A 13,076-nucleotide genomic window follows, 5' to 3' on the forward strand; every position below is an offset into this window, starting at 1 on the left:
TATATGGTATAAAAAAGCACCACTAATTCTGTGGTGTTTTAAGAGATGCTTGGGTGGGGGGATTCAAACCAACGTTACTTGGGTTAACGAGGCTGGTAGACGACATTTTTGAAAAACCAATAACCGACACCAATCACAATCAGCCAAGGGATCAATTTGATAAAAATACCCACCATCCCCAGGGCAAGCATCACTACAAACGCCAGCACAATCGCGCCCAGCACACTAACGAGCGTCATTCCGGTTACCAATAATGTAGCCATAAACACCAGTACAAAAATCAACTCAAACATCATTATTCTCCTGTCGTTGTTGTTTAAGACCAATCAGATTACGTGCCAGTTTGATAAAATAAGCTATCACCTTGTTATTTATAGAAATAAAAAAGGCGAAGCACTTTGATATGCTTCGCCCATCATCGATAAAGTGAATTTCACCACTCACTAATGGCGAAATTTACACATCCAGCTCGGCTGGGATTTTGGCCAGCGCCGCTTCCACCACTTCGATACCAGAGCCGGGTTTATGCGCGTTTTCGCTGATGTAGCGTCGCCACTGACGCGCCCCTGGCATATTCTGGAACAACCCCAGCATATGACGGGTAATATGACCAAGATACGCCCCCTGTGCCAATTGCTGTTCAATGTACGGATACATCTCTTCCACGATCTGGCGACGCTTTTTCACCGGCGTATTCAGGCCAAAAATTTGCTGATCCACTTCCGCCAGAATATACGGGTTCTGGTAGGCTTCACGCCCAACCATAACACCATCCAAATGTTCCAGATGCTGCTGTGATTCCGACAGCGTTTTGATCCCACCGTTCAGTGCGATGATCAAATGAGGAAAATCTTGTTTTAACTGATATGCACGCGGGTAATCGAGCGGCGGAATCTCGCGGTTTTCTTTCGGACTCAAACCACTCAGCCATGCTTTACGGGCATGGATGGTGAACTGTTCACAACCGCCTTGCTCAGAAACAGTAGAGACAAAATCCGTCAGAAACAGATACGAATCCTGCTCATCGATACCAATGCGGGTTTTGACCGTCACCGGAATGTCGACCACCTCTTTCATCGCCGCCACGCATTCGGCCACCAGCTGAGGCTCAGCCATCAGACAAGCACCAAAACGGCCGTTCTGCACCCGATCCGATGGGCAGCCCACATTGAGGTTGATTTCATCGTAACCACGCTCTTGCGCCAATTTCGCACACGTCGCCAGATCCTGAGGGTTGGAACCACCCAGTTGTAGCGCCACCGGATGTTCTTCCTCACTGTGCTTGAGAAAGTCACCTTTACCGTGAATGATCGCACCGGTTGTCACCATCTCGGTGTACAACAACGTCTGCGACGACAGCAAACGGTGGAAGTAACGACAATGACGGTCTGTCCAGTCGAGCATCGGAGCAACGCTAAATCGCTGCATTACAAATTCGTTTGTCGTATCAGGTTTAGACACTGATTTACCTCACCTTTTGTGATCCCACATTACCGTTTGCCTTTTCCGCGGCTTCTGAGCGTGTGCCTCGGTGTCACCTCAATTTAACGGTAATGATTTCAAGAGAAGTGGCGGATTATACACACAGGCAAGCGTCAGGGAAAATACGCCGTCTTAAGTGCGCTCTGGCAGACGGACCAAAGGTGCCGTACTGGCAATCAGCGCGGTGATCAATGCGGCAGTCACCACGACCAGATAACCGGTCTGAAATGCCTGCATTACCGCCGCTTTTGGCATAGTCAACGGCTCTTCGATGGAACTGCTCACGTTGAACCCTGGCCACATAGAGTACACCAGTGTCCCGAACATCACCGTCCCAGGTGTTCTCGCCCTCCCACGGTTTGTACGGTCAGTTGCGTCGAAAGCATCACTGTACCCAGGTCCAAACCAAACCGCATGCGATCACGCTCAAAAACCACATATGTTCATGCACTGATCCCATCAACTGAAACATCACGCTGCTGAATGTCATTCCCACCACCGGATTCCATTCCGGGATCCCGGTGCGCGCAATCCCCTTACCCGCTAAATAGGAGCCTGAAATCACACCCACCGACATAGGGATCATTAATAGCCCGGCATCCGCCGCTGATTTCCCAAACGCCACTTGCCAATATATGGGTAAGAAGAATCACTCGCGATCAGATAGCCTATCGCGATCCAGGACGACAGTTGCATGCCTCCCAGTCCCGCCACAAGCGCCAGTTCGCTGTCGCGAGCAACGGCACTCCACCAGTTTTATGTCAGCATTTAGATCATCATGTTCCAAATGCTGGTTAAGCTGTACAAATAGAAATTACTTCTTTTTATTCATAACATTAAGACTTTTTGGCCTACTATGTTCTATTTACTATTCAAGCTGAACAGACACTGAAGTTTATCCCGTCACCTCGTACCCATCGGCCCAACCACCAGGAGGGACAGGTTTATCAGTATCGTTTTTAACCGAGATAAGGTAACGTATGCCCTGTGATGTGCACGTCAGGGTACACTGACGAAATGTCGTGAATGACAGCGGAAGAAAACAAATCCATCGAGAAATGTTATAGTATTAGGCAAGTCCGATGGTTATGGTGATGAATTTGAACCAAAGACTGATACAACAAATCGAAGAGATCTGTGCGTCAAGAGGCGTTCGCCTGACCACACAGCGCAAACGGGTGTTTGAGTTAATCTGCTCCAGTAAAAAGGCCTCCAGCGCTTACGAACTGCTGGAAGAATTAAAACAGAGTGAGCCACAGGCTAAACCTCCGACGGTATACCGGGCACTCGATTTTCTGCTTGAGCAGGGCTTTATTCATCGTGTGGAATCCACCAACAGCTTTATCTCGTGCGCTTCGTGCAACGCTCACAAGCACTTTTCTCATCTGTTGATTTGTGACAAATGTGGCAACGTTATTGAACTGCAAAATGATAGTCTGATAGCCTTGCTGACAGAGAACGCGGAGCAACACGGATTCCATTTCTCGAATCACGTTATTGAAACTCATGGCGTCTGTGATTCGTGTTGTTCGGAATGAAAGAATAGATAGAAGAAAGTTATGCGTGCTGAATTTGTTAACCCGTTTCTGGCATCTCTGCTGAATGTCCTGAAAACGATGGCTTCTCTGGAACTAAAACCCCAGAAACCTCGTGTGAAGAAAGACGAAATTGCCCGCGGTGACGTTTCCGGCCTGATTGGCATGGTTGGTCAGCAAACTCGTGGTTCAATGTCGATTACATTTGATGAAGGCTTGGCGCTGGAAATTATGCAGAACATGTTGGGTGAACGCCCGAATGGTCTGAATGAAGAAGTAACGGATATGGTCGGTGAAATCACTAACATGGTCACCGGAGGCGCAAAGCGTATCCTAGCCGAAAGTGGTTTCGATTTCGAAATGGCCACCCCAGTGGTGGTTTCGGGCAAGGGCCACACCATTCGTCACAAATGTGAAGGGGCAATCATCATTATGCCTTTTGCCTCGCAGTGGGGTAATGCGTTTATTGAAATCTGTTTCGAATAAACGCTCGCAGCAACAAAAAAGGTTGGCCTCGGCCAACCTTTTTTATTGTCTCATCACACCGTGTTACGCACGGTAGGCTTTAAACGCATTGATCAAACCGTTGGTTGAACTGTCGTGCGAGCAGATCGCAGCATCGTCAGCCAGCTCAGGCAGGATATTGTTCGCTAGCTGTTTACCCAGCTCCACACCCCATTGGTCAAAGCTGAAGATATTCCAGATCATGCCTTGAACAAAAATCTTGTGCTCGTACATCGCGATCAGGTTACCCAGCGTGCGTGGCGTGATTTCTTTAACCAGAATCGAGTTCGTCGGACGGTTGCCTTCAAACACTTTAAATGGCACCAGCGCCGCCACTTCCTGCTCTGACTTACCCGCCTTGACCAGTTCAGCTTGCACAGTTTCAGCGGATTTACCGAATGCCAGAGCTTCTGTCTGGGCAAAGAAGTTTGACATCAGTTTCTGGTGATGATCACCCGTTGGGTTGTGACTGATTGCCGGAGCAATGAAATCACATGGGATCAGTTTGGTTCCCTGGTGGATCAACTGGTAAAACGCGTGCTGGCCGTTGGTGCCTGGTTCACCCCAGATGATTGGACCGGTCTGGTAGGTCACCGGGTTGCCGTCACGGTCGACGTACTTCCCGTTGGATTCCATGTTGCCTTGTTGGAAGTAAGCCGCAAAACGGTGCATGTATTGGTCGTAAGGCAGAATGGCTTCTGACTCCGCGCCGTGGAAGTTATTGTACCAAATACCAATCAACGCCAGGATAACTGGAATATTGTGTTCAAACTCCGTGCTGGCGAAATGCTGATCCATCTCGTGCGCACCTTCCAGCAGCGCCACAAAGTTGTCGTAACCGATCGCCAGAACAATCGACAGACCGATCGCCGACCATAATGAGTATCGGCCGCCGACCCAGTCCCAAAACTCAAACATGTTCGCGGTATCAATACCAAACTCAGACACAGCATCCGCATTGGTCGACAGCGCCGCAAAGTGTTTTGCTACGTGCACTTCATCGCTGGCTGCCGCCAGGAACCAGTCACGCGCAGTGTGCGCATTGGTCATGGTTTCCTGTGTGGTAAACGTTTTTGATGCGATCAAAAACAGCGTGGTTTCCGGATTGAGCGCCTTAAGCGTTTCCGCAATGTGCGTTCCATCGACGTTCGAAACAAAATGCATGTTGAGATGGTTGGTATACGGCGCCAGCGCTTCCGTCACCATGTAAGGCCCCAGATCCGAACCACCGATACCGATATTCACCACATCCGTGATCGCTTTACCGGTATAGCCTTGCCATTCGCCGCCAATCACACGCTCCGAGAAAGCTTTCATTTTTTCCAGTACCGCGTTCACTGCCGGCATCACGTCTTCGCCATCAACCATCACCGGACGGTTGCTGCGGTTACGCAGCGCGGTGTGCAATACCGCACGACCCTCGGTCTGGTTGATCGCTTCACCGCTGAACATCGCTTCGATCGCTGATTTCAGTTCCGTCTGATCCGCCAGCGCAAACAACTGTTTCAGCGTCTCTTCGTTGATCAGGTTTTTAGAGTAATCGACAAGAATGTCTGAGCCGAAACGCGCAGAGTACTTGTTAAAACGATCCGCATCCTGAGCAAACAGCGCGTTCAGATCCATATCCTGAGCGGATTCGAAATGGGCAGTCAGCGCTTGCCACGCTTGTGTCTGCGTTGGATTGATATTTTTCAACATGGTCAGTATCCCGATGTGACTGTAGGTTTCATTCCACTAATCCTAGCTGTTTCTCGCCGGATTGCAGAATCCCCGATTTAGCAAAAAGAAACTGTTCGTCGCCTCCCCGCAGGCAGGCCACTTGTCTTTGTAATTAATTTTCAGACTGTCATTATGACGCAGCCCTGTGACACCATCATTGAGATAAGTCACGTAAACCGATTATGCTATTGGAAAGCACCGGATGATAAAGGCCAACACCTTAACGTCTTAGCTAAGTTTTGCCAATGAGAATATCAAGGAAGCCGGATATGTGGAGCCAAAAGACCCTGCACCTGCGCGCCAGGCCGCGAGGGTTTCATCTGATCACTGATGAAATTGAACAACAATTGCCAGAAATCCGACGAGTTTCTGTGGGATTATTACATTTATTCATTCAACACACGTCGGCCAGTTTAACGCTGAATGAAAACGCCGACCCCACAGTGCGGATGGACATGGAGGTGCATTTTAATCAGTTCGTTCCTGAACGTGCGTCGTATTATCAGCATACGTACGAAGGCGACGATGACATGCCTGCGCATATCAAAGCGTCGCTTCTCGGCGCCAGCGTGACGATTCCTCTCAGTCAGGGACAACTGGCGCTGGGGACCTGGCAGGGAATTTATCTCGGTGAGCACCGCAACCATGGTGGCCAACGCCGTATCATTGCCACATTGCAGGGAGAAACCGTTTAAAAGGGCTGGTTGATCATCACTCGAAAGCTGTCTTCATCGGCAGCTTTTGCCAGCTCGGCGCGAACCACCACACCTTCAACCTGAAAACGGATTGCGCCACCGACACTCCACCGCATGTCCTGATGAAGGGTTTGCAAATCGTACTCATCGGCCACCCGGCCAACATCGGCAAACAGCACCCATTGCCACCAGGGCATATCGTAATAGTTAATGAGTGGGATGTCGTTGAGCGGCTGCCATTCGGGTAACACCCGGTATTCAAGCGAATAGTGCACTGCGGCGCGATCGTGGTACCGCCCCCCGCTATAACCTCTGAGGCGATACAACCCACCTAACCGGACTTGCTCCTGCTCTGGCGGCCGGGCGCACGCAGTATTATCACAATGTTCCCAACTCGGCGTATCGGCGGTATAGAAATCCAGTGCCAACACCTGTTGCTTAAACCAGTTACCCAGTGGTCCGAAGGAAAAAAACTGGCTGTTTTCCAGCTCCCACTTAACCCAAGGGTGACTCGTCTCTCCAGTTCCGGAGGTGATCGCCAACGATGTCTGGGAGCCCTGAGTGGCGTTGCGCGGATTGTTACGGTTGTCCCAGTCAAACGTCAGTTTCAGACCCGTGGTGCTGTCGCTTTGAGTACCCTGCTCCAGCGCACGAGACGAATAGAAGGGCATCAGCTTCACGGACGACACGCCGGAATCCAACGGGGAGGCCGTCGACACCGAACGCTGTGGGCGAAACAAGCCCGCCATCCCCTGCTGCTCGACCAACCCCCAGGGTAAAAGAAACCGCAGCTCAAGCTGATATTTTCTCTCCAGGCCACTCGTCAGTGTGGCATCGTCAATCGAAGAGTCGTTGCGACCTTGATCAGCCAGATAATACGGAGTGTCGTTGTAGCGCGCCTGATACATCTGGGTATTGACCAACAGAGTGTCGTGCAGAGCGTAGTTTAAAGCCGCAAAGTAACCGATATAACTGTCTTTTTCGGAATAGAGCCCCATCCCAAACAAGGCAGCCTGTTTCTGTCCCACGCCTTTGGCGACCCCAGCTAAACCCAAGGTGGTCCCCAAGGTGTCAGTGGAAAAGAAGAACGGCACCATCGCACGGTCTTTCTCTTGACTTCGGGCTGGCGCAGACACAAAAACGCTGGCAAAAATAGCCAGCGTTAACAGGGTAAATGTCTTCATGCCTGGTCGGTGTATTCCATCTCGACCCGGGAGGTCAGTTTGGTGACCAGTTCGTAGGCGATGGTGCCAATGTGCTGCGCCACCTCCTCAACCGGCAGAGCATTGCCCCACAGCACGGCTTCATCGCCGACCTTATCGGTCGCGTCCGGTCCGAGATCGACGGTCAGCATATCCATCGACACCCGACCGGCAATCGGCACCCGGCGGCCATTGACCATCACCGGCGTACCATTGGGCGCCGTGCGGGGATAACCATCGCCATAACCAATCGCGATCACCCCAATCTTAGTGTCTCGCTCACTAGTCCAGATCCCGCCATAACCCACACTCTCGCCCTGCTTGACATCACGCACGGCGATCAGGTGAGATTTGAGGGTCATTACTGGCTGATAACCCATCTGTTGCGCATCTTTGTCGTTAAACGGTGATACGCCATACATGATGATGCCCGGACGCACCCATTCGAGATGACTGTCGTCCCAGGCCAGCAAGCCTGCTGATGCCGCCAGCGATCGCTCACCTTCACACCCCTTAGTCAGCGATAGGAACAGTTCTGTCTGCTCGGTGGTGGTGGCTTTATCCAGTTCATCAGCACAACCAAAATGGCTCATGTAACGCAGCGGTTTCGCTACATTCGGGCAGGCTTTCAGACGGGTGACAAACTGCTGATACTGTTCCGGGCGAACCCCGAGACGGTGCATGCCACTGTCGATTTTCAGCCATACCACCACCGGCGCTTCCAGACTGGTCTGCTCCAAAGCGGCCAGTTGCTCTTCGCAATGCACTACCGTCTGGATATTGTTGGTCACCAGCACCGGTAAATCGACCGGCGAGTAAAACCCTTCCAGCAACAGGATGGGTTTGACCACCCCACACGCTCGCAACTGCAGGGCTTCTTCAATTCGCGCGACACCAAAAGCGTCCGCACCGCTGGCCTGCTTGGCCACATGACGCAGACCGTGGCCATAACCATTGGCTTTCACCACCGCCATCACTTTGCTGTGCGGTGCGCGTCGTTTAATCTGAGCCAGATTATGCTGCAGGGCTTTGAGATCCACACACGCAGTGGCGGCTTTCATATAACTCATCGCATTATTCATCATCAAACGCCGGACCCGCGTAGTTATCGAAACGGGACCACTGTCCCTGGAAAGTCAGACGCACGGAGCCGATCGGACCGTTACGCTGCTTGCCGATGATGATTTCGGCGGTGCCTTTTAATGCGCTGTCCGGGTTGTACACTTCGTCACGGTAAATAAACATGATCAAATCGGCATCCTGCTCGATAGAGCCAGATTCACGTAAGTCCGAGTTTACCGGTCGTTTGTCTGCCCGTTGCTCAAGTGAGCGGTTCAGCTGAGACAGCGCCACCACCGGCACATTCAGCTCTTTAGCCAACGCTTTGAGGGAGCGGGAAATCTCGGCGATCTCCAGGGTACGGTTATCCGACATCGCCGGTACTCGCATCAACTGCAAGTAGTCGACCATGATGAGCGACAATCCACCGTGCTCACGCGCAATACGGCGCGCACGAGACCGCACTTCGGTCGGTGTCAGACCGGAGCTGTCATCAATGTACATGTTCTTCTTCTCCATCAGGATGCCCATGGTCGAAGAAATTCGCGCCCAGTCCTCATCGTCCAGCTGACCGGTCCGGATTTTGGTCTGGTCAACCCGCGACAAAGACGCCAGCATACGCATCATGATCTGTTCCGATGGCATCTCCAGAGAGAAGATCAGCACAGGTTTGTCTTGCTCCATCGCCGCGTTTTCACACAAGTTCATCGCAAACGTGGTTTTACCCATCGACGGACGCGCTGCGACAATCACCAGATCTGAACCTTGCAGACCGGCGGTCATCTTGTTGAGATCCATAAAGCCGGTGTTCACCCCGGTCACGCCATCCTGCGGCGACTTGTACAACAGCTCAATACGTTCGAGGGTCTTTTCCAGGATGTTATCGACGTTTTGCGGGCCTTCGTTCTCATTGGTTCGATCTTCGGCGATTTTAAACACTTTACTTTCGGCTAGGTCGAGCAGATCTTCCGAGCTGCGTCCCTGAGGATCGTAACCGGCATCGGCGATCTCGTTCGCCACACTGATCAGACTGCGCACCAGCGCACGTTCCGCTACAATGTCGGCGTACGCATTGATGTTGGCCGCACTCGGGGTGTTTTTAGCCAGATCCGCCAGGTACGCAAATCCCCCAACATCATCCAGTTGTTCGCGCTGCTCCAGGTATTCCGACAAAGTGATCAGGTCGAGCGGTTTGCTGTCTTCCAGAATCGACTTTACCGCATCAAAAATGAGGCGATGCGGACGACTGTAGAAATCCTGGGTCATAACACGTTCTGCAACCGAATCCCAGCGTTCGTTGTCCAGCAACAGGCCACCAATTACCGATTGCTCCGCTTCCAGTGAATGCGGCGGTACTTTGATCGCGTCGACCTGCGCGTCCTGAATTTTGCGAGTTCTCTGTTCGTTTCTGTAATCAGCCATGCTTCTGCTCAACCACTATTTCGTAACCGCCCATTATAACCAGAATACAAGATTTGTAATTAAGTTAGGGACAGATTGTCCCTTTCTTATGTAGAATTAACCTTTTGTTGACTCACCTTAAGATCGGTCGACTTACCATGCGCTCATTCATGTCACTACTCAGAGGTACTTCGTGCAAAAATTCTGGCTTTTAGGCTTAAGCCTGATCGCAGCGTCGGTTCACGCTGAGGAAGCAACCCCATCCGAGTCAGACATTGAAGTGCCATCACCCTGGGATACGGAAGTCGAGTTTGGCTATCAATCTCACTCAGGAAATACCGATTCCGAATCGCTCAACTCGCGCCTGAGTGCGCAATACACCTCCGGCCCTTACCGTATCAACGGCGAGTGGAAATATTATCAGGTGTATAAAGATGGCGAAGAGGATAAACGCCAGTCGAATTACTCAGCACAGGCCGACTACAAACTGAGTAAGAAAACCTACCTGTACGGCAGCTTTAAAGGGGTCGACTCTCGCTACAGCGCCTATTTCAAGGACTATACCCTGTCGGGCGGTCTGGGTTACCAGTTTGCCAATACCGACGCGTTTGTACTGGAAGTGGAAGCCGGTCCGGGTTATCGCTATCAGGAACCCAACCTGGATGAAATTGACGACGACGACATTGTCTTTCCGAATATCGTCGAAGAAGGGATATTTCGCGGCAAAATCAATACTGCGTGGCAGGCGCTGGATACACTGCGCTTTGAAGCCGAACTGACCGCGGTGGCCGGTCGCAGCAACACCAGTCTGGAAAGTGATATCAATATCATCAACAACATCACCGAAGACATCGCGCTCAAGTTGTCCCACGATCGGATTTATCACGACCGTGTGCCTGAAGGACTGAGCAAGGCGGACAGTATTTTTTCAGTCAACTTGCTGTTTATCTTTTAACATTTTCTTCAGACATAAAAAAACACCGGCTGACGCCGGTGTTTTTCTTTTCTAGTCCTGAGACTAAAAAATTATTCAGCAACAACCTGTAGAGTAACTGCTGCGAATACTTCAGAGTGAAGTTGAACGTTGATTTCAAACTCACCAGTTGTACGCAGAGCACCTTCAGGTAGGCGAACTTCGCTCTTAGCTACTTCAACGCCAGCTGCAGTGATTGCGTCAGCGATGTCACGAGTACCGATAGAACCGAACAGTTTGCCTTCGTCACCAGCTTTAGATGCGATAACAACCGCTTCCAGAGCGTTCACTTTCTCAGCACGAGCTTCTGCAGCAGTCAGTTGCTCAGCAACTTTTGCTTCCAGTTCAGCGCGACGAGCTTCGAACATTTCAACGTTAGATTTTGTTGCCATAACTGCTTTACCCTGAGGGATAAGGAAGTTACGAGCGTAACCAGATTTAACGTTTACAGTATCGCCAAGACCACCTAGGTTACCGATTTTATCAAGTAGAATAACTTGCATTGTTTAATCCTCTTTCTTAATAAAACGAACCGATTACTGATGTTTGTCAGTGTACGGTAGTAGAGCCAGGTAGCGTGAACGTTTGATAGCACGCGCTAGTTGACGCTGGTACTTAGCACTTGTACCAGTGATACGGCTAGGTACGATTTTACCAGCTTCAGTGATGTAGTTTTTAAGAGTTGCTACGTCTTTGTAATCAATCTCTTGTACGCCTTCTGCAGTGAAACGGCAGAATTTACGACGACGGAAGAAACGAGCCATGGGCTATCTCCTGATCTTAAATTTGAGTAATGTTGTCGGCATGAAGCACTAATTTTCCCACACCATTCCGGCCGGTCTGATAAGCGACAAAGCCACTTACCTTAATGCTGCTGCCTGGTACTAAATTCTGAGTCAATGCTTGTGACCTATCCCCGCTGACCACAACCGGCATACGACAATAAACTTGTCTCGGAAAGTCAGCTTCGATAACCGTAGAGCGGTGCTCTAACCAGAATCGACAGTGTGCAATGCCACTGGGGCTTTGGCTTCGAATTGGAGGTTTCGCAACAGTGCCGCTCAACTCCATCCGATTGGTCATAAGATTAATTACTCAGCAGCTGCTTCTGGCTTAGCTTCGCTACGCTCTTCGCGACGAGGAGCACGCTCTGCACGCTCTTCTTTTTGCTTAAGCATGATTGAAGGCTCAGTGATAGCCGCTTTAGTACGCATGATCATGTTGCGTAGCACTGCATCGTTGAAACGGAAAGCAGTTTCCAGCTCATCGATTACAGCTTGGTCAGCTTCAACGTTCATCAGAACGTAGTGAGCTTTGTGAAGCTTGTTGATTGGGTAAGCCAGTTGACGACGGCCCCAGTCTTCCAGACGGTGTACTTTACCGCCAGCTTCAGTGATAGAACCAGTGTAACGCTCGATCATGCCAGCAACTTGCTCGCTTTGATCTGGGTGCACCATGAATACGATTTCGTAATGACGCATGGGTTGCTCCTTACGGATTATTCAGCTTCCACAATTGGCTCAGTCATCCAGAGGAAGCAAGGAACTAAAGATAATTGACTGAGTTTAAGGAGCACGAATAGTACAGAAAGAAACCATCTGAAGCAAGCGAAATGTGACTCTGGACACAACAGCCTTCCCGAGGTCAGGAAGGCTGGCAAAGCGCGGGATAGAAAGGGGGATTAATCGTCGTCTTCGTCGACATACTGAGCTTGAAGGTAATTCTGAATTCCGGTCATTTCAATCAGGCCAAGCTGAGTTTCCAGCCAGTCAACATGTTCCTCTTCATCCTCTAAGATGTCTTGGAACAGATCTCGTGAGACATAATCATGAACGTCTTCTGCGTACGCGATGGCATTTTTCAGATCCGGAATTGCGGCCATTTCCAGCTTGAGATCGCATTCCAGCATTTCCTGGGCATCTTCGCCAATCATCAGCTTGCCCAGATCCTGTAGGTTTGGTAGCCCTTCCAGAAAGAGAATTCGCTCGATCAAATGATCCGCGTGCTTCATTTCGTCGATGGACTCGTGGTATTCCTTATCCGCCAGATGTTTCAGGCCCCAGTCTTTATACATACGGGCATGCAGAAAATACTGGTTGATGGCTACCAGCTCATTGCCGAGCACTTTATTGAGATGTTGAATAATGATGGGATCGCCTTTCATGACAAAAACCTCCTCTTTGGCTCTTATAACTGTAGAACCAATTGAGAAGGTGTCAAAAATGTCGTGGCGATTAACTGGCCTGTTTAAACTGAGTCACAACCGTATCGTTGAGGATCTCCTTCGCCTGTCTAACGCATTTTCCACACTGAGAACCCAGTGCTGTACAACGTTTGATACCACGAATATCGGAGATGCCTTCTTCCAGCGCAAGTTTGCGGATTTTTTTATCTGAGACACCGTGACACAAACAAACGTACATACTGACTACCTTGAATCTATTGCGTGACCAGAAATATAAAAAAGAATCGTTCTTATTACCAGTTAGATCGAGCTGCATTTAAG

General features: G+C 50.3%; 18 protein-coding genes. 4 read left to right on the forward strand and 14 right to left on the reverse strand.

The features are described 5' to 3' along the window. Positions 1-83: 83 nt before the first annotated feature. The 4 genes from pspG to CAG65_RS10255 all read right to left on the reverse strand — a co-directional run bounded on the left by pspG (position 84) and on the right by CAG65_RS10255 (position 2,107). Positions 84-293 (reverse strand): envelope stress response protein PspG, encoded by a 210-nt coding sequence (gene pspG / locus CAG65_RS10240; RefSeq protein ID WP_021707450.1) that lies wholly within the window; start codon positions 291-293, stop codon positions 84-86. Between the two features lie 163 nt (positions 294-456). Then, positions 457-1,461 (reverse strand): tRNA dihydrouridine(20/20a) synthase DusA, encoded by a 1,005-nt coding sequence (gene dusA, locus CAG65_RS10245; protein ID WP_161453557.1) that lies wholly within the window; start codon positions 1,459-1,461, stop codon positions 457-459. Positions 1,462-1,614: 153 nt separating this feature from the next. Continuing rightward, positions 1,615-1,767: a hypothetical protein gene (locus CAG65_RS10250; protein ID WP_161453558.1), complete on the reverse strand. Its 153-nt coding sequence runs from the start codon at positions 1,765-1,767 to the stop codon at positions 1,615-1,617. A 100-nt stretch (positions 1,768-1,867) separates the two neighbouring features. Further along, the gene (locus CAG65_RS10255; protein WP_161453559.1) at positions 1,868-2,107 is read right to left on the reverse strand and encodes an MFS transporter; all 240 of its coding nucleotides are present in this window, start codon (positions 2,105-2,107) and stop codon (positions 1,868-1,870) included. Positions 2,108-2,570: 463 nt separating this feature from the next. On the opposite strand from CAG65_RS10255, the gene zur reads away from it, so the two are divergent. Beyond that, positions 2,571-3,020 carry a zinc uptake transcriptional repressor Zur gene (gene zur / locus CAG65_RS10260; protein ID WP_174377451.1) on the forward strand — a complete coding sequence of 150 codons (450 nt, stop codon included), beginning with the start codon at positions 2,571-2,573 and terminating at the stop codon, positions 3,018-3,020. Between the two features lie 21 nt (positions 3,021-3,041). After that, entirely contained in the window at positions 3,042-3,503 is a 462-nt protein-coding gene (locus CAG65_RS10265) for a chemotaxis protein CheX (protein ID WP_021707445.1), read from the forward strand. 63 nt (positions 3,504-3,566) lie between these two features. Here the strand turns inward: CAG65_RS10265 and pgi are convergent, their stop codons facing one another. Then, positions 3,567-5,219 (reverse strand): glucose-6-phosphate isomerase, encoded by a 1,653-nt coding sequence (gene pgi / locus CAG65_RS10270; RefSeq protein ID WP_161453560.1) that lies wholly within the window; start codon positions 5,217-5,219, stop codon positions 3,567-3,569. 290 nt (positions 5,220-5,509) lie between these two features. Between pgi and CAG65_RS10275 the strand changes: the two genes are divergently transcribed. Beyond that, entirely contained in the window at positions 5,510-5,935 is a 426-nt protein-coding gene (locus CAG65_RS10275; RefSeq protein WP_161453561.1) for a secondary thiamine-phosphate synthase enzyme YjbQ, read from the forward strand. On the opposite strand, the gene CAG65_RS10280 is transcribed toward CAG65_RS10275, so the two are convergent. Genes CAG65_RS10280 through CAG65_RS10290 form a run of 3 tightly spaced genes read right to left on the reverse strand, consistent with a single transcriptional unit; the run spans position 5,932 to position 9,618 of the window. Next, complete coding sequence (locus tag CAG65_RS10280) at positions 5,932-7,119, reverse strand: BamA/TamA family outer membrane protein (RefSeq protein WP_161453562.1); 1,188 nt, start codon at positions 7,117-7,119, stop codon at positions 5,932-5,934. The two genes, CAG65_RS10275 and CAG65_RS10280, sit on opposite strands and share 4 nt — an antisense overlap. Continuing rightward, a complete protein-coding gene (gene alr / locus CAG65_RS10285) occupies positions 7,116-8,198 on the reverse strand; it encodes an alanine racemase (protein ID WP_161453565.1) in 1,083 nt (360 codons plus the stop codon). Before alr ends, CAG65_RS10280 begins: the two co-directional genes overlap by 4 nt. 13 nt (positions 8,199-8,211) lie before the next feature. After that, complete coding sequence (locus tag CAG65_RS10290) at positions 8,212-9,618, reverse strand: replicative DNA helicase (RefSeq protein WP_021707440.1); 1,407 nt, start codon at positions 9,616-9,618, stop codon at positions 8,212-8,214. A 172-nt stretch (positions 9,619-9,790) separates the two neighbouring features. Between CAG65_RS10290 and CAG65_RS10295 the strand changes: the two genes are divergently transcribed. Further along, complete coding sequence (locus CAG65_RS10295; RefSeq protein ID WP_161453563.1) at positions 9,791-10,552, forward strand: porin; 762 nt, start codon at positions 9,791-9,793, stop codon at positions 10,550-10,552. Positions 10,553-10,623: 71 nt separating this feature from the next. Here the strand turns inward: CAG65_RS10295 and rplI are convergent, their stop codons facing one another. From rplI to CAG65_RS10325, 6 genes are all read right to left on the reverse strand, one after another. Further along, positions 10,624-11,073 carry a 50S ribosomal protein L9 gene (rplI, locus tag CAG65_RS10300; protein WP_021707438.1) on the reverse strand — a complete coding sequence of 150 codons (450 nt, stop codon included), beginning with the start codon at positions 11,071-11,073 and terminating at the stop codon, positions 10,624-10,626. Between the two features lie 33 nt (positions 11,074-11,106). After that, a complete protein-coding gene (gene rpsR / locus CAG65_RS10305; protein ID WP_000090472.1) occupies positions 11,107-11,334 on the reverse strand; it encodes a 30S ribosomal protein S18 in 228 nt (75 codons plus the stop codon). Positions 11,335-11,350: 16 nt separating this feature from the next. After that, complete coding sequence (gene priB, locus CAG65_RS10310) at positions 11,351-11,653, reverse strand: primosomal replication protein N (RefSeq protein WP_161453564.1); 303 nt, start codon at positions 11,651-11,653, stop codon at positions 11,351-11,353. 8 nt (positions 11,654-11,661) lie between these two features. Then, positions 11,662-12,051: a 30S ribosomal protein S6 gene (gene rpsF / locus CAG65_RS10315; protein ID WP_021707436.1), complete on the reverse strand. Its 390-nt coding sequence runs from the start codon at positions 12,049-12,051 to the stop codon at positions 11,662-11,664. A gap of 200 nt (positions 12,052-12,251) precedes the next feature. Continuing rightward, positions 12,252-12,734, reverse strand: coding sequence for a bacterioferritin (gene bfr, locus CAG65_RS10320; RefSeq protein WP_021707435.1), 483 nt, complete (start codon positions 12,732-12,734; stop codon positions 12,252-12,254). A gap of 70 nt (positions 12,735-12,804) precedes the next feature. Beyond that, on the reverse strand, positions 12,805-12,993 hold the full coding sequence (locus CAG65_RS10325) for a (2Fe-2S)-binding protein (RefSeq protein WP_021707434.1): 189 nt from the start codon (positions 12,991-12,993) through the stop codon (positions 12,805-12,807). Positions 12,994-13,076: the final 83 nt, after the last annotated feature.

It is taken from the genome of Vibrio sp. V39_P1S14PM300, assembly GCF_009904765.1.
GTDB classification, from domain to species: Bacteria; Pseudomonadota; Gammaproteobacteria; order Enterobacterales; family Vibrionaceae; genus Vibrio; species Vibrio proteolyticus.